Annotated in this window: 19 protein-coding genes; 8 read left to right on the top strand and 11 right to left on the bottom strand. The window is 32.8% G+C overall.

Annotated elements, in window-relative coordinates:
* Position 1: 1 nt before the first annotated feature.
* Complete coding sequence (locus HA141_RS05720; protein ID WP_209117728.1) at positions 2-1,231, top strand: MFS transporter; 1,230 nt, start codon at positions 2-4, stop codon at positions 1,229-1,231.
* Here HA141_RS05720 and HA141_RS05715 read toward each other — a convergent pair.
* Entirely contained in the window at positions 1,228-1,599 is a 372-nt protein-coding gene (locus tag HA141_RS05715) for a DUF2834 domain-containing protein (RefSeq protein ID WP_209117726.1), read from the bottom strand. The genes HA141_RS05720 and HA141_RS05715 overlap by 4 nt on opposite strands.
* Before the next feature lie 41 nt (positions 1,600-1,640).
* Between HA141_RS05715 and HA141_RS05710 the strand changes: the two genes are divergently transcribed.
* From HA141_RS05710 to HA141_RS05700, 3 genes are read left to right on the top strand one after another with little or no spacing between them, the layout of a single operon-like run.
* Complete coding sequence (locus HA141_RS05710; RefSeq protein ID WP_209117724.1) at positions 1,641-2,510, top strand: carbohydrate kinase family protein; 870 nt, start codon at positions 1,641-1,643, stop codon at positions 2,508-2,510.
* Positions 2,511-2,526: 16 nt separating this feature from the next.
* On the top strand, positions 2,527-2,718 hold the full coding sequence (locus HA141_RS05705) for a hypothetical protein (RefSeq protein ID WP_209117722.1): 192 nt from the start codon (positions 2,527-2,529) through the stop codon (positions 2,716-2,718).
* Positions 2,719-2,721: 3 nt separating this feature from the next.
* Positions 2,722-3,075, top strand: a complete 354-nt coding sequence (locus tag HA141_RS05700; protein WP_209117720.1) for a hypothetical protein — start codon at positions 2,722-2,724, stop codon at positions 3,073-3,075.
* A 9-nt stretch (positions 3,076-3,084) separates the two neighbouring features.
* Here the strand turns inward: HA141_RS05700 and HA141_RS05695 are convergent, their stop codons facing one another.
* The 5 genes from HA141_RS05695 to HA141_RS05675 all read right to left on the bottom strand — a co-directional run bounded on the left by HA141_RS05695 (position 3,085) and on the right by HA141_RS05675 (position 7,588).
* Positions 3,085-3,603 carry a pentapeptide repeat-containing protein gene (locus HA141_RS05695; RefSeq protein ID WP_025932016.1) on the bottom strand — a complete coding sequence of 173 codons (519 nt, stop codon included), beginning with the start codon at positions 3,601-3,603 and terminating at the stop codon, positions 3,085-3,087.
* Positions 3,604-3,686: 83 nt separating this feature from the next.
* The gene (locus HA141_RS05690; RefSeq protein WP_025890920.1) at positions 3,687-4,160 is read right to left on the bottom strand and encodes a hypothetical protein; all 474 of its coding nucleotides are present in this window, start codon (positions 4,158-4,160) and stop codon (positions 3,687-3,689) included.
* Positions 4,161-4,333: 173 nt separating this feature from the next.
* Positions 4,334-5,191: a transglutaminase family protein gene (locus HA141_RS05685; RefSeq protein ID WP_209117718.1), complete on the bottom strand. Its 858-nt coding sequence runs from the start codon at positions 5,189-5,191 to the stop codon at positions 4,334-4,336.
* Positions 5,192-5,202: 11 nt separating this feature from the next.
* Complete coding sequence (locus HA141_RS05680) at positions 5,203-6,144, bottom strand: alpha-E domain-containing protein (RefSeq protein WP_025890918.1); 942 nt, start codon at positions 6,142-6,144, stop codon at positions 5,203-5,205.
* A 1-nt stretch (position 6,145) separates the two neighbouring features.
* Entirely contained in the window at positions 6,146-7,588 is a 1,443-nt protein-coding gene (locus HA141_RS05675; protein ID WP_209117716.1) for a circularly permuted type 2 ATP-grasp protein, read from the bottom strand.
* 128 nt (positions 7,589-7,716) lie between these two features.
* Between HA141_RS05675 and HA141_RS05670 the strand changes: the two genes are divergently transcribed.
* Positions 7,717-7,953, top strand: a complete 237-nt coding sequence (locus HA141_RS05670) for a hypothetical protein (protein WP_032515020.1) — start codon at positions 7,717-7,719, stop codon at positions 7,951-7,953.
* A 31-nt stretch (positions 7,954-7,984) separates the two neighbouring features.
* Positions 7,985-8,218: a hypothetical protein gene (locus HA141_RS05665; RefSeq protein ID WP_209117714.1), complete on the top strand. Its 234-nt coding sequence runs from the start codon at positions 7,985-7,987 to the stop codon at positions 8,216-8,218.
* Between the two features lie 24 nt (positions 8,219-8,242).
* Here HA141_RS05665 and HA141_RS05660 read toward each other — a convergent pair whose 3' ends face one another.
* Positions 8,243-8,518 (bottom strand): DNA gyrase, encoded by a 276-nt coding sequence (locus HA141_RS05660; protein WP_209117712.1) that lies wholly within the window; start codon positions 8,516-8,518, stop codon positions 8,243-8,245.
* Positions 8,519-9,075: 557 nt separating this feature from the next.
* Here HA141_RS05660 and HA141_RS05655 point away from each other — a divergent pair.
* Complete coding sequence (locus HA141_RS05655) at positions 9,076-9,231, top strand: hypothetical protein (RefSeq protein ID WP_011863096.1); 156 nt, start codon at positions 9,076-9,078, stop codon at positions 9,229-9,231.
* A gap of 33 nt (positions 9,232-9,264) precedes the next feature.
* On the opposite strand, the gene HA141_RS05650 is transcribed toward HA141_RS05655, so the two are convergent.
* From HA141_RS05650 to HA141_RS05640, 3 genes are all read right to left on the bottom strand, one after another.
* Entirely contained in the window at positions 9,265-10,323 is a 1,059-nt protein-coding gene (locus tag HA141_RS05650) for a WD40 repeat domain-containing protein (protein ID WP_079337145.1), read from the bottom strand.
* Positions 10,311-11,666 (bottom strand): CobW family GTP-binding protein, encoded by a 1,356-nt coding sequence (locus HA141_RS05645; protein ID WP_209117710.1) that lies wholly within the window; start codon positions 11,664-11,666, stop codon positions 10,311-10,313. Before HA141_RS05645 ends, HA141_RS05650 begins: the two co-directional genes overlap by 13 nt.
* Before the next feature lie 77 nt (positions 11,667-11,743).
* On the bottom strand, positions 11,744-13,279 hold the full coding sequence (locus HA141_RS05640) for a metal ABC transporter solute-binding protein, Zn/Mn family (protein ID WP_209117708.1): 1,536 nt from the start codon (positions 13,277-13,279) through the stop codon (positions 11,744-11,746).
* Between the two features lie 138 nt (positions 13,280-13,417).
* Here HA141_RS05640 and HA141_RS05635 point away from each other — a divergent pair, with 138 nt between their 5' ends.
* The gene (locus HA141_RS05635) at positions 13,418-14,188 is read left to right on the top strand and encodes an ABC transporter ATP-binding protein (RefSeq protein WP_032514154.1); all 771 of its coding nucleotides are present in this window, start codon (positions 13,418-13,420) and stop codon (positions 14,186-14,188) included.
* Positions 14,189-14,201: 13 nt separating this feature from the next.
* Here the strand turns inward: HA141_RS05635 and HA141_RS05630 are convergent, their stop codons facing one another.
* On the bottom strand, positions 14,202-14,636 hold the full coding sequence (locus HA141_RS05630) for a Fur family transcriptional regulator (RefSeq protein WP_209117706.1): 435 nt from the start codon (positions 14,634-14,636) through the stop codon (positions 14,202-14,204).
* Positions 14,637-14,642: the final 6 nt, after the last annotated feature.

The raw sequence follows: 14,642 nt of genomic DNA, 5'->3' as shown, positions 1-14,642 counted from the left end.
TGTGATTAGTCCAAATAGTTTAAAAATTAGCAAAAATTGGTGGATTCAGTTTCCATATCATTTGAGGTTAATAACCAAGATAAGATTTTTCGCTGCATTTGGAGCAGGAGGTGTTATTTATTTAACATCACTTATTTTTAATAACCTAGGATTATCGGCAACAGATATTGGCTTGGGGTTTACCATTTCAGCAATAATTGGAACTCTAACAAGACTCTTTACAGGTAATTATCTTAATAAAACAGGGAAAATACAATTTCCAATAATTTCTTCTTCAATACTAAGTATTGCCGCTAGCTTATGCCTCATTTTTTCTATAGATACTTTTTTGTACATAATTGGACAATCACTTGTTGGGGCTGCTGCAGGAATATATTGGCCTGCTGCCGAGTTTGGGGTACCCTATTTTTGCTATCCTATCGAAACACGCAAAGCGTATGCTCTTGTTAGAAGTTCAGAGGCTTTAGGAATATTTCTAGGGGTATTCTTAGGGGGGTATATGACAAATTTTTTGTATTTTAAATCAATTTTTATTAATGATATATTTTGCATGATAGTTATCGTATATTTAATATCTAGAAATAGTTCTTCTATTAAAAGTAACTTAGAAAATTTCCAAAAAAAATTAGTAGATCCAATTAATCAGGGACAATTGAAATGGAATAAGAATTCAACAATAATAATTTTATCTATTTTATTGATAACTACCTCTTTAGCTCTGATTCAAGTAACTTTGCCTCTGGATCTTGTTAAAGGTGGATTTTATCGCAATGCATTAAGCAAAGAAATTATTAGTCTTATAATTTCTATTCAGTTAATTTTATTGTTGTTTTTACAATGGCCTGTCGGTTCGTGGATATCTAAGAAAGGAAGATTATATGGCTTGAAATTTAGTTTAATAAATTTCTCTTTCGCTTCATTTTTATTATTTATTTCTAGTTATCTAAAAATCCCAGCTTTTTATTTAATTTCTTTTTCATTGATATTAGTAAGTTTAGGGACTGCTTCATTTCTTCCAACATCAACAGATGTCGTATTCAGAATAGCTCCTTCAAACAAAAAAGGTTTTGCACTTGCTCTATTATCACAATGTTTCGCTATGGGTTATTTTTTTGGACCATTTATTTCGGGTCGAATATTAGATATATTTGGTTATGCTTCAATAATCTGGCTTTCCATTTCATGTTGTTGCTTTATTGCATTTGCAATTCTATTTAAGAGATTATTTTAATTAATCCTTTCTAATTCAATAATTCTTCTCTCTCTTAGAAATAAGAAAAAAGGTGCAGAGAATGCGAAGGCTATAAGAAAAGTTCCAATGTATACAACCCACATATTCTTCATGTTTAGTTTTTTTGATTCATTTACAATCCATATAAAAATAGCGCTTGCACCTACTAATAAGTCTCTAGAAATTGACTGAGCTGCAGGGTTTGCATTCGCTAAAGAAATGAAGTTATTTATATCAAAGCTGTTTCCATATTCCCTAGCAAATTCGAAATTTGCCATCATTGGCAGTACAGCACCTAAAATTGATAGAAAAAGGTAAAGATAAGATAGTATCTGTTTATTATCTTTTAAAATGTTAAATGAATTCACTTGTCAAAAATATTTCTTTTAATAATAGTATTTAAAAGCCCATGGTTGTTGAAAACAATAATAAAGTTGAAGACTATAAATTTAAAAAGGGAAATTTAAATTTTGCCGTGATTGGTCATGTTGAGTGGATAAATTTCTTAAAGGTTGATCAATTACCAAAATCCGGAGTCATTTCTCATTCTGAAAAGTCCTTTGAGTATCCAGCTGGTGGTGGCTCCATTATCGCAAAAATACTTTCTGATTTAACTTTAAACCAAATTCATTTTTTTACGTCATTAGGTAATGATGAATATGGAGAGAAGTGTTTCAAGATTCTCTCAAATATGGGAATTAAGTTGCATGTAGCTTGGCGTGATAAACCAACTAGAAGAGGATTTAGTTTAATTGACTCTCAAGGTGAAAGAGCAATAACAGTTATTGGTGAAAGGTTAGCTCCAACTCATAAAGACAAGTTGGAATGGAATATTTTAAAAAAAATGGACGGAATTTTTATTACAGCATCTGATTCAGAGATTTTTAAAATGGCTAGATCAGCTTCAATACTGTGTACAACTCCAAGGGTGGGATTAAACACAATTAATAAATCAAATGTTCTTTTAGATGGATTAGTAGGCAGTAATCTTGACCCCGGGGAAGTTTTTTCTTTTTCTGATTTATCTTTAAAACCCAAATATACTATTAAAACCGAGGGTGAGAAGGGAGGCATACTATTCCCAGGAGGAAGATATAAGGCTCTTAAAAACAAAAAATTAAAGGTTGACTCTTATGGATGTGGCGATTCTTTTGCTGCTGGGATTCTTTATGGAATGGCATCTAAATGGGATATAGATAAAAGTTTAAATCTTGCTAAAGTAATGGGAAGAGACGCCAGTGAATTTTTCGGACCATATGCAAATAGTGATGAAAAATAATTAATTTAAGATTTATATGAGCAATTTAGATAATAAAAATAAAAATATTCTTATAGAAAACATTATTGTTCTCTTTTTATTTACTGTTTTTTTAGTTTTTAAATCTTTGAAAACTTTATCTAGAATTTTTTCTTATGGATTCTTAAAAAAAGAAATATTAACTACTAAAAGTAATTTAGGGGTAGATATACAAATAAAAATTAAATAGGTAATGAAAATAGTTTTATTTTTTCTAATTTTAGGAGTTATTTTTTTTGTCTACAAAAAAATTAAATCTAAAAATCCAAAGAATCTAAAATTAGATAAATTTAAAAATAAACTGCAGAGCACTCAAACAAATATTGAAAGAATTTTTTTGAGGGAGGAAGAAAAAACCTTTTCGAATCCTAATTTAAATATTTATATCGGGCTTTATGATAATGAAGAAAATATTAATAGAAAATCCAATATACACAGAGCAAGACTGTCAAAATTTAAGAAATCCAAATTAAATGGTGAAATGATTTTTCAAGATGATGAACAAAGAATTTATAAATTTAATAATGGAAAAAAAGTTTACTTATAATTTTTATTCCTAACTACATTCAAGACTTTCTCTTGTTGAAACGCCCGTTGTTGGATTGATCCCATCAGCAATTTCACAAAGATTTCTTTGATCTTCGCTGTCAAGAATAGCGTAAGAAAAATCTGCTCCTTCTATTTGAGCTCCTGCAAAACTGCTACCCGATGCGATCATATTTATTAGAACAGCATTTCTAAGATCTGTTTTTTGGAAATTAACTCGATCAGAAAGAGTATCGGTCAGGTCGATTCCATTTAAATTAGAACCTTTTAAATCAGATAGGGTCAAGGTTGTCCCATGTAAATCAACATCACTAAAATCTGCGTCTCTCGCAACTGCTCCAGCTATAGATGACAAATGAAGATCCTCTCCATGGAAATCAAACCCTGTAATATTAGATCTTACATAACTTGGAACTTCATCTCCCTCGCCTTTAACAGCTACATTTGCCCCAGCAAAAACTGGAGAGGATAAAACTAAGAAAGAAAAAGTTATGCATAAAAGATATTTTAAAAAACTAAAAAATTTCATACTAGATAATCCGAATATTATTATTTTATAACAATTAGATAATTTTTAAAATTGATATATAAATTTGGAACTCCTTTTTAAGATTATTTAACACTATAAATTTTAAATCTAGGTTCTAAATTAGTTATACAATCTAGAAGTTTTTTATTATCTTTGCTATTCGTTACCTTGAATTCAGATTCAACTGTACCGCCTTCATCTCTAATGGCTTGATTTAAAACTATGGAACCGTTTTCGTCGGATACTGATCTATGAAAAGTTCCTCTAGGTATCCTTAGAATATATCCGCAAGATTCTAATCTAACTTTATAAAAAGGATAATCCCAGCCAAAATTTACAAGGAAAAATGTTCTTCCCCCGGAGATAGCTAATAGATTATCCTCTTGATTGTGATGTATGTAAAATTGCCAATTATTAAAATCTTCATCATTTGGAGGACTAACTGCAGGCCCACTGTGAATCACTAGATCTCTATAGTTTGATTCATTAACACTAATATCAAAAAATCTTACATCTTTTGTATCGCGAAATTTTTCATAACTTATCAATTCAAACATTTTCGATTTGTTTGATTTGATAACTGGAATTTCTAAACTTGAGTTCAATTTTCTTTAAAGATTACACAAATGAAAACAGATATATATATCCAAGAACGTATCAATTAACACTAAAAAAGAAACATATTATTAATTAGATTGTTTTGTTATTTGAAAGAGTAAAAATTTAGTGTTTATTTGATTTCAAGAGGTTTGATTTCCCAGGATAAAGTATTTTCTAAATTATTTTTTCCTGTAAAGTTTCCTGTTATTACAGAAGTTAAATTAGATTTTGAAGAAGATACCAATGTTAAATATCTATCATCTATTAATCCTTTTCCGCTGGGATCAAAACCTCTCCAACCAGCACCTGGAATATATAGTTCGGCCCAAGCGTGTAAATCCAACTCAGATGGTAACGGATCTTCAAAATGATAACCACTTACAAACCTGCTTGGGATACCTATGGACCTGCAAGCTTCAACCATCAGCATTGCTAAATCTCTGCATGAACCTATACGTTCTCTAAGTGTTCTGCTGGCCGGCCATGCTGGACCTGTATGTCTTTTGGTATATTTAACCCGATCTTGAATGATTTCTATTAACTGGTAGGTAAATGATAATGCGTTATTAATGCTTCCTGCTAAGGCTTCTTGGGCAAGTTCTACGGCAGAGGGATCGTGTTGTCCATTAGGCATCCATCCTTCTAATGCTCCCTGTAAATCTCTGTTGATAATGCTTCTACAAAAAGGTAATGATAAATCTCTATTTTTAACTCCATCAATAATGTTTGGATGCTTAATAGTTTCAACTTCGCTGATTGATTCAATAATTAAATTATCTGTTAATCCATTGAATCTGATTCTATTAATCTCTTCTCCGCTGGCAGCAAGTAATGGATAAATAATTTCTGGTTGTGGGGTTATTTTTAATTCAAAATTCTTTAGCTTTTGGAATCCATTTGACCTTGGCTTTATACATAATCTATGCTCGCCTAATTGAACAGGGTCTTCATATTTATATTCAAGTTTGTGAATGTATTTAATTCTCATTAATAAACTTATTAATTAATAAAATATTTTTCTTGAATGAGATCATTTAATTTATTTAAATCCATTTGTAATGAATCGATTGCCTCATGTAAACCATCATTGATTATATCTTCAATTCTGATATAACTCCACTTTGCTTTAAGCAAACCTCTCATGCATTCTAATTCCGAAGGATTTTCAGTAGATGGAGAGGTATCTATTGTTTTAAGAGTATTGCTTATCCCATCAAGACAGTATCTTACTGATCTAGGAAAAATTGGATCAAGTAAAAGAAATCTCGCAACTGAATTAGGTTTTATAGAATTTTGCACGGCTTTCCTAAACATTTGATAAGCTCCAGCTGAACGTAAAAGTGCAATCCATTGCAGCTCATCAAGAACTCCTCCAAGTTCATCTAAGCTGGGTAGGAGTAAATAATATTTAACATCTAAAATCCTTGATGTTTTGTCAGCTCTTTCAATTAATCTTCCAAGAATGCTAAATCTCCAGGCAAGATCTTTGCTTAGAGTCGCATCTGTAATTCCATAAAAAAGCTGACATTCCCTCCTGATTTCACTTAATTGTTCTTGTCTTGGTTTATTCCATATTGCCTCTCCTTCTTGCATATTCCAATATAAAATATTAATCTGTTCCCACATTTCTGTGGTCATGACATCTCTGATTTGTCTTGCATTTTCTCTTGCCATTTGAATGCAAGAAATTATGCTATTTGGGTTTAAACGATCTCTTATTAAAAAATTAATAACGTCATCAGGCTTTTTCTCCGGGAATCTTTTATCAAAAGATTCTCTGTCACTGGATGCATCAATTAATGGGAGCCAAGGTTCTGCACTTCCTGGTGGACAATCTAATGACATTGCTTCGCTTACTTCCACGAAACGAGATATGTTTTCCGCACGTTCTAAATAACGATTGATCCAATATAGAGATTCTGCTACACGACTTAAAAGCATATTATTTACCTACAACCCATGTATCTTTGCATCCTCCACCTTGAGAAGAATTAACGACTAATGATCCTTTTTTTAATGCTACTCTCGTAAGCCCGCCTGGGCTAACCCATGAATCTTTTCCTCTTAAGATATATGGTCTTAAATCAACATGACATGGATATAGTTCTCCATCACATAATGATGGCACAGTAGATAATTCTAATGTTGGTTGTGCTATGAAATTTCTGGGATTATTTTTAATTTTATAAGCGAATTCTTCTATCTCACTGGTTGTTGAGTGAGGGCCAATTAACATTCCATAACCCCCAGCTTCTGCGACAGACTTAACAACAAGTTTTGGTAAATTTTCTAGAACATATTCTCGATCCTTTTGATAATGACAAATATACGTTTCTACATTTTTAATAATAATTTCTTCATCAAGATAATATTTAATCATTTTTGGAACAAAAGAATAAATCATTTTGTCATCTGCTATTCCAGTCCCAGGTGCATTTGCTAAAGCAACATGACCTGCCTTAAAAACATCAAGTAATCCGCTAACACCAAGGCAGGAATCTTTTCTGAAATTAAGAGGATCTAAGAAATCATCATCAATTCGTCTGTAAATGACATCTACTCTTTTTAATCCAGAGGTAGTTTTTAAATATACATAATCATCATTACAAACTAAGTCATGACCTTGAACTAGTTGGATGCCCATTTCTTGAGCTAAATAACTATGTTCAAAATAAGCACTATTAAAAATTCCTGGAGTTAGTAGAACTATCTTTGGAGTGTCAGTCCAAACAGCAAGTTCTTGAAGCGTTTTTAAAAGATATGATGGATATTCATCAATTGGTTTTACTATTCTTCCTGAGAAAAGATTAGGAAAAATATTTTTCATGACTAATCTATTTTCTAAGAAATAAGCAACCCCAGAAGGGCACCTTAAATTATCTTCTAAAACATGCCAATCTCCTTTTCTATCCCTTATTAAATCAAGTCCTGAAATTTGACACCATTTATTAAGTGGAGGTTTGAAACCTATCATCTGAGGTCTCCAACCTTCTGAAGTTTCTATTAATTCTCTTGGAATTATTCCATCATTTATTATTTTTTGAGAATTATAAATATCATCAAGGAATAAATCAATTGCCTCAAGCCTTTGTTTTAGGCCTTTTTCTAACGTTACCCAATCATCTTTACTAATTATTCTGGGAAGTGGATCAAAAGGTAATATTCTCTCAGTACCTTTTAAACCAGAATCGTTTAATCTAAAAGTTGCACCGTGTCTTAATAATAATTTTTTTGCGGCAGAGTGATTCCTGTTTAATTCTTCAAGTCCCATATTATCTAAAGATGAAAGAAGGGGAATCAATATTTCTCTGGCAGAGTTAAGATTGTCCTTAAAGTATTCATCAAAACTATTTTTAGGCTGATAACTTGAAAACATATATTTCATCGTTTAGTAACTTTTACTTTAGCTTTATATCTTTATTCGTATTTATGGCTACCAAAAATAATATCTCTCATATCGATCTATATCATTATTTTGATCATTGAAGTATATTTCTTAAAAATCTAAAAGGCATGAGTTCTAATAATTGGCAATTTGTTTTTTTTAGATATTTCGCAAGCTTTCTTTTTATCCTCTCTCACAGTTTGCTGGTTCTTGATCATCTACCAGTAGGGGCGGCACTTCACGGACTTGGGGAAGTTTTTATTGCGCCTTGGGCTTTTAGGGAAAGAGCATGGGATCTTGTTGTTATTGCAGTTTTATTTTTCTTCTTCGATATCTGGGGACTTATAAACACTCCTTGGAATTAACTGATATTATTTATTTACTAATTCTGAGAAAATGATATTAAAAATTAAGTCTTATTTTTATCAAATTTATAAAATAATTTTTCTTTTATTACTTACGAATATTTCTAATTTGTATGCACATAATTTTTTTAATGGTGGTTGCAAAGAACATTGCGGCCAAAAAGTTAAAGTAATAAGCAATAAAAACAAATTAAAAAATATTGATGATCAAATAAATATTGAGAGTAAAAATTCTTGTTTAAATAAATCACTATGTAGAGGTTAAACTCTCGAGATTTTTTTAATTATTTTATGAAAGTGTTTCTTTGATAATTATTATTAAAGTACTATTTGCTTGATAATTTTTATTAGGAGGGTTTATTTGATTTTTAATTAAAAAAATAAAAGTATATATAAAAGGTAGAAGTAATGATGACGCAGCAACTAAAGCAATTATCTGGTTCAACCTAATAAATGGTTTTTTTACAAGATCCTCTCCACACAAGCCACAAATCAAAGTACCATTTGAGGATTTTTTTTGAAATTGATATTTAGGATTGCAATATGGGCAATAATATTTAGCCATTTTATTTTATTCTTTTAATCATTATCTATAAAATCAGAAGAAAGTCATCTTATTAAAAAAAAGAGAGCTTAAATAAGCCCTCTTTTATCTCTTACTTATATTTTTTACTGAAGTTAATAACGCGCCTAAATCATTGATCCTTGTTGCTAACTTCTATTAAGCTAATGCTCACCAAAATTAACTAATTGTCTTTAACTGGGGCAAAAACTCTAGAATTAAGCTTGTTTCTTAAAGGGCACCTAAACGATGCAGAAGAAGGAAGCTTAGACATTAATAAAAAATAATTGGAGCAGTTAATTAAATTAGTTCGGTTTATTCCGAAATTTCAGGCAGGCTATCGATCATTTTGAAAGACCTCCTAGAACTCAACAATATAAAATTAGGAAAATATTTCTCTAAAGACAATCCGTTTTTATACGCATTGCTTTTTAATTAAAAATGTCCGAGAGTAGTAATTAATCGTGCTAATTTTTTTGAGATATTTTTAGTAAGTTTTGCTTATTTCTTTTGATATTTAATTCGTCTATCTTAATTTTAAATAATTGAGGAAATCTTTTATGAATCATTCGAAAGAAGTTAGTAAAACTGATAAATCAAATCCCATAGACGAATATTTTCAATGTCTCTCATATTGCGATATTCACCCAAAAGGTATAGATAATGACTGTGAGGTCATTTGTATGGAAAGACATTTAAAAGCTAACTATTGGTAGTTTAAATTATTTTATTTTCCTGCTTAAATTCCTTCAAAAAGAATTAGTACGAACTTTAAATTTCCAAACATTTACTACACCTTTTGCGTTAACTGCAGCTAGTGCACAATCATCAGGTCTCCACGAAAGTGCACCCACTAAATCGCCTGCGAATGCAGCCCCAACTGGGTCACCATTACCGTCTTTTTTTAGAAAACTTGCGACAACAGAACCATCTCTAGATCCGGAAGCTACAAGCATGCCTTTATTTGAAAAGGCTAGGCTAGAAATAGGTTCGGTATGGTGCCATAGCTCTCCCGGCATAGTTCCCTCGGGACCGTCACCTATAAAGCTCCAGACTGTAATTCTTTCACTGCCACTAGTTGCCAGTAATTTTCCACTATCGTCAAAAGAAAGGTGACTAGGTTTTCCTGGGTATCCTGTCATTTCAGCATCCATTCCGGTTGATCTTCTCCAAAAATGAACTGAATTGTCTTGACTCCCGCAAGCGACTATATCACCATCAGGACTTAATTCCATTGAGACTAATGATCCTTGCCACTCGAGCTTTTGATTCGTTTTATTATTTACTATGTCAAAGAATGTTACTCTCCCGTAGCAGGCTGTAGCTAGCTCATTATTATTTGACCATTTTATTGCACTCACTGTGCTTGGATGATCATCTGATACCCATTTTTCTTCACCAATTTCATTAAAAACATATACTTTTTTTGAAGAAGCTGCTGCAAGAAATAAGCCATCATTTGACCACTTAAGATGCTCTACCCAAGCCTTGCCAAGATCGAGAGTTTTAATTACTTTACCTTCGTGACAATTATATATTTGAATATTTCCATCTTGACCGGAAGTTGCGAAAATCTCTCCTTCTGGATGAATGGACATTGCTAATAGACCAGCAGAGTGTGTATTTTCTTTTTTCCAAATAATTTTCCCAGTATCTCCTTCAAAGGCAAAAATACCTCCTGCTACATCCCCAACAATGAATAACTTTCCTTTAGTAGCCCAACCACAAACTATGGCATAATCATTAACTTCAGCTGTCCATCCCTCGTGGAACATGCCTCTTGGGCTAAATGATTCTATATCAGGCATTTTTCAAAACCTTCTTTCATCTCTTTCTCGTCCAAATTTCTACCTATAAAAACAAGTTGGTTTCTACGAGGTTCGTTACCCCATTCCTTATCAGGTTGCGCTGTAAATAACATATGTACCCCTTGGAAAACTATTCTCTGTGGGTTGCCTGAGTAGCTAATGAAACCTTTAGTTCTAAATATATCCACCCCTTTTTCAGAAAGAAGTCTGCCCAACCAAGTATTAAGTTTTTCTGGATCAACATCTCCAAATCGTTCAATTGCAATGGACGTTACTTCATCATCGTGCTCGTGCTCGGCTTGCCAGAATCTTTCAATATTAAATGGGATCTCTTTTGAATTATTGTCTTCACTTTTAATGATTTTCATATTGAATTCTTCAGCAGTGTGCTGTGTATATAAACCTATCTTTGATCCTTTTTCGATATCTAATATGAATGATTTATTTCCTTTATCCTCCAATTTAAGGTTTATATGTTCTCCAAATGGAATGATATTCCCAGGTTCTATGCTTTTAGCTTTTTCTGCATAAAGTCTTACGCAGGATTCAGCACCATCTTTAAGTTCTTCTTCACTCTCACCTTGATTAGCGAAAGCTACTAATGACATTTCTGGATCGGGACCTTCTTCTAGCATTAATTCATATTTACCTGCAGCAAGGTCGTAAACACCTGTCCATTCAAAAGGATATTCTGGTTCAAGAAATGTTGGTCTGCGTTTAAGGATTTGATCGAGATCAAATGCACTTAGATTTAGGACTGTTTCGATTGGTACTTGGGCATTCTCGGCTCTAATGATTCGAGTCATTCGGTTCATATCTCTCAATCTCGATTCAAGAGTATCTAGTGCATCATCAGAGACTAAATCAGTTTTATTAAGGACAAGAACATCTGCAAACGCAACTTGTTCTGAACTTTCATCACTTCTTCCTAGCTGCTGATCAATATGAGCAGCATCAACTAAAGTTACAATTCCATCAAGAGTAAATTCAGAACTAATTTCTTCATCCATGAAAAATGTCTGTGCGACTGGCCCAGGATCTGCTAATCCGGTCGTTTCTACTAAAACATAGTCAAACTTATCTCTTCTTTTCATAAGGTTGCCAAGGACTCTTATTAAATCACCGCGAACAGTACAACAAATGCACCCGTTTGACATCTCAAACACTTCTTCATCGGCATTTATTACGAGCCCTTGATCTATCCCTACTTCACCGTATTCATTCTCAATTACGGCTATTCTTTTCCCGTGCTCTTCACTTAGTATTCTATTAAGTAAAGTAGTTTTCCCTGAACCTAGAAATCCAGTGAGAATAGTAACTGGAACTTTATCTTTGATGCTCATTTAATGATTTTTACCAAATAAACAATAGTTTAATAATAGTAATCATAAGAAATGAAAACCGTTTTTATTAGAAAAATTTAATCTGAAAGTTTGTACCATTCAGACTCAAGATTGGAGCCAGATTCTTTATCACAGCTTCCACCTAATGAATCAACAATTGTACAAGTGTTGTGTACGGCTACTGAAACGGTATTACCATCCATCATCAATCCATCAACGAATATTTGATTAGAAGCTAAAGGAACTGAACTTTGTCTACTTAAGTTCCTTAATAACTTAGATGCTGGAATTTGTTCAGGAAATATTGCCTGAACTTTCTCTTCATCTAACATTTTTAAAGTAGAACTTATGTTGTCTGGCCTTAAGCTTGAGGAGTCTCCAAGAAAGTCAAGTAAACTAATGGTTTCAAAACCAAATGCATCCCCGTAGTATTCCATTGCTTTGTGTTTAGAGACAATTACTCTGTTTTCCTCAGGAATAGAGCTTACTTGTTCGACGATCCAACTATCTAAGCCTTCTAAGAGAGAATCAGCTTTTTCGAATCTTTCATTAATTAGTTTTCTGTCACCTCTATTAAAAACTGAAATATCTTTCTTTAAACTTTTGCTTATAAGATCTCCCATTTTTATGATGTTATGTGGATCATGCCATACATGTGGATCTAGACCTCCATGGTCATGATGATGATGATGCCCCTCTCCTTCGTCTGGAACTTGTGCTATTGGTTCTACATCACTATTTGAAACGTCTTTAAAAAAGTGTTGAGTTGCTTCAAACTCAAAAGGCATGTGTTCAGTAAAAAATATATATTCACCATCTTCTTTGATATCCACGTTAAAAACAGTACTTTCTTTTCTTTGATCGAAGTTAAGAACAAAAGCTTTATTACTTGCTATCAAAGTTCCATCATTTTTTCTGCTTATTGAGTCTTTAGATCCTAATAATTCTTTGGCTAAATCTTCAGACCCTTCTATATCATTAGATTTGAGAATCACCATCTTCATTGCAGGATCTGCATATTCGCCATCGACTTTTTCAAATGACCATTTGTATGAACCCTTAGAAAGCTGGAATTTACCTGCCCATTCGAAAGCACCCTCAGCATGATCATCATGTCCACCATGGTCTGAATGATCATCATGACCTCCATGATCAGAATGATCATCTACCTTAGCTGAATGTTCAGCATGATCGTCATGGTCTGAGTGGTCATCGTGACCTTCATGATCAGAATGATCATCTACGTCTATTGCACTAACACCTACAACAACAGTATTTTTTTTACTTTCCCAATTTCTCATACTTGGAGTCATTTCTTTGCCAAGAGTGAATACTTTGTCTGCGCTATTTAGTAATTGAGCTTGTCTTGGATTGATCTTTAAGTCATGAACATCCTGTTTTCTATCTACTAAGCATGTAACTTCGTCAGATGGCAACGCAATTGATTTAACTAAATCACAAACTAGTGGTTCTACTGCTACGTATGACTTCCCTTTAGCCATTACATCCTGCCCAAAACCAGAAAATATAATCGTTCCAGCGATTACGGAATTTTTAATAATTGACTTACTTGAACATGTTTTATTTGATAAAAGTCTTTTAAAAATTGACATAAATAATTATTAAATACTTAAAAATGATAATCATTTTCATTGCACCTGGCAAGAAAAGGTATCAAATGTTATGAAAATAATACGCAGCTTGTATTATTGGTAAGCTTGTAAGGTGACTTTTTTCATGAAGATTAATTAATGGCTACTTTAGTCGCTGAAAATTTAACATTTGCATACACAGAAAAAAGTAAGCCAGCTTTAAATAAGGTATCGGTTGAGATTAAACCTGGAACTCTAACAGCGCTAGTAGGTCCAAATGGTGCCGGTAAATCCACTCTTTTGAGGATATTGCAAGGACAAAATACTCCAGATAAAGGCGAAATAAAAATAGACGGTGAAAATTTATATAGATCTAGAGCTCTAGTGGCACTTATGCCTCAAAGAAGTTCTATGAATTGGAAGTTTCCCATTACAGTTGAAAAATTGGTATCTCTTGGTCAAATAAAGTATTCAAAATCAAGAAGTAATAACCCCTTTCAAATCAAGGCTCTTCTAGAATATCCTAATTCTTGGATTAATAAATGTTGTGAATTAGAAGCGACAATGCAAAGAGTAGGAATTGCTAATTTAGCTAATAGAAGACTCGATTCTCTTTCAGGAGGACAGCAACAAAGAGCTCTATTAGCAAAAACTCTTATGTCCCCTGCAAAAATATTTCTTCTGGATGAACCTTGTGCGGCATTGGATCCCCCCGCAAAAGAGGACTTCCTGAAAATTGTTCGTCAACTCGCAGATGCGGGACTTTCTTTGCTAGTAAGTAGCCATGATTGGGGTGAGTCTCTAAATAACTACGATCAAGTAATCGTTCTTGATAAAAGTGTTTTAGCAGTTGGTAGTCCTGATCAAATAAAAGATAAATTAGATGCGATAAACATAAGCTCTATAAAGGAAAATAATTTCTGTGATTAGAAAATGTTCCTTATTAATTTTGAGCTTGATAACAGTTTTGGCAAAGGCCAAAATATTCGAGTGTATGAAACAAAAGTTGAAACTTTCTTGGATTTTTTTTAGGGACATGAATATCTTTAACAGGACAACCTTCCATTTTCGACGTCTCTCCGCATTGAACACAGGTCAAATGATGAATATCTCTGTCTACGGGAGTGTAAAGAACCTCTCCTGTTGGGAGATGTCTAGAACGAATTAATCCATGCTTTATCAAGATTTGCAGATTTCTATAAACAGTGGTCAACCCCATAGATTTGCCTTTTGTGATCAACTGCCTATGCAATTCTTGACCGCTCAATTCATCCTCGCATTTATTAAGTTCTTCAAGAAGTTGTTCTTGTCTTTTGGTAATGTCAGACTTAGTTACCATTGTTTCCAAAATCTTTTTTTGCCTCGTATTTTTGATCATACCGAA

Origin of the sequence: Prochlorococcus marinus XMU1402, assembly GCF_017696205.1 — a bacterium.
In the GTDB taxonomy this organism is placed as follows: domain Bacteria; phylum Cyanobacteriota; class Cyanobacteriia; order PCC-6307; family Cyanobiaceae; genus Prochlorococcus_A; species Prochlorococcus_A marinus_AC.
This window is presented reverse-complemented; position numbering and strand designations above follow the sequence as displayed.

Coding starts and splice junctions, on each gene's coding strand:
- HA141_RS05660 (WP_209117712.1), bottom strand. CDS start 8,518: ATGGCTAAATATTATTGCCCATATTGCAATCCTAAATATCAATTTCAA.
- HA141_RS05680 (WP_025890918.1), bottom strand. CDS start 6,144: ATGCTTTTAAGTCGTGTAGCAGAATCTCTATATTGGATCAATCGTTAT.
- HA141_RS05670 (WP_032515020.1), top strand. CDS start 7,717: ATGAGTTCTAATAATTGGCAATTTGTTTTTTTTAGATATTTCGCAAGC.
- HA141_RS05650 (WP_079337145.1), bottom strand. CDS start 10,323: ATGCCTGATATAGAATCATTTAGCCCAAGAGGCATGTTCCACGAGGGA.
- HA141_RS05630 (WP_209117706.1), bottom strand. CDS start 14,636: ATGATCAAAAATACGAGGCAAAAAAAGATTTTGGAAACAATGGTAACT.
- HA141_RS05640 (WP_209117708.1), bottom strand. CDS start 13,279: ATGTCAATTTTTAAAAGACTTTTATCAAATAAAACATGTTCAAGTAAG.
- HA141_RS05655 (WP_011863096.1), top strand. CDS start 9,076: ATGAATCATTCGAAAGAAGTTAGTAAAACTGATAAATCAAATCCCATA.
- HA141_RS05665 (WP_209117714.1), top strand. CDS start 7,985: ATGATATTAAAAATTAAGTCTTATTTTTATCAAATTTATAAAATAATT.
- HA141_RS05635 (WP_032514154.1), top strand. CDS start 13,418: ATGGCTACTTTAGTCGCTGAAAATTTAACATTTGCATACACAGAAAAA.
- HA141_RS05705 (WP_209117722.1), top strand. CDS start 2,527: ATGAGCAATTTAGATAATAAAAATAAAAATATTCTTATAGAAAACATT.
- HA141_RS05695 (WP_025932016.1), bottom strand. CDS start 3,603: ATGAAATTTTTTAGTTTTTTAAAATATCTTTTATGCATAACTTTTTCT.
- HA141_RS05700 (WP_209117720.1), top strand. CDS start 2,722: ATGAAAATAGTTTTATTTTTTCTAATTTTAGGAGTTATTTTTTTTGTC.
- HA141_RS05675 (WP_209117716.1), bottom strand. CDS start 7,588: ATGAAATATATGTTTTCAAGTTATCAGCCTAAAAATAGTTTTGATGAA.
- HA141_RS05645 (WP_209117710.1), bottom strand. CDS start 11,666: ATGAGCATCAAAGATAAAGTTCCAGTTACTATTCTCACTGGATTTCTA.
- HA141_RS05685 (WP_209117718.1), bottom strand. CDS start 5,191: ATGAGAATTAAATACATTCACAAACTTGAATATAAATATGAAGACCCT.
- HA141_RS05690 (WP_025890920.1), bottom strand. CDS start 4,160: ATGTTTGAATTGATAAGTTATGAAAAATTTCGCGATACAAAAGATGTA.
- HA141_RS05710 (WP_209117724.1), top strand. CDS start 1,641: ATGGTTGTTGAAAACAATAATAAAGTTGAAGACTATAAATTTAAAAAG.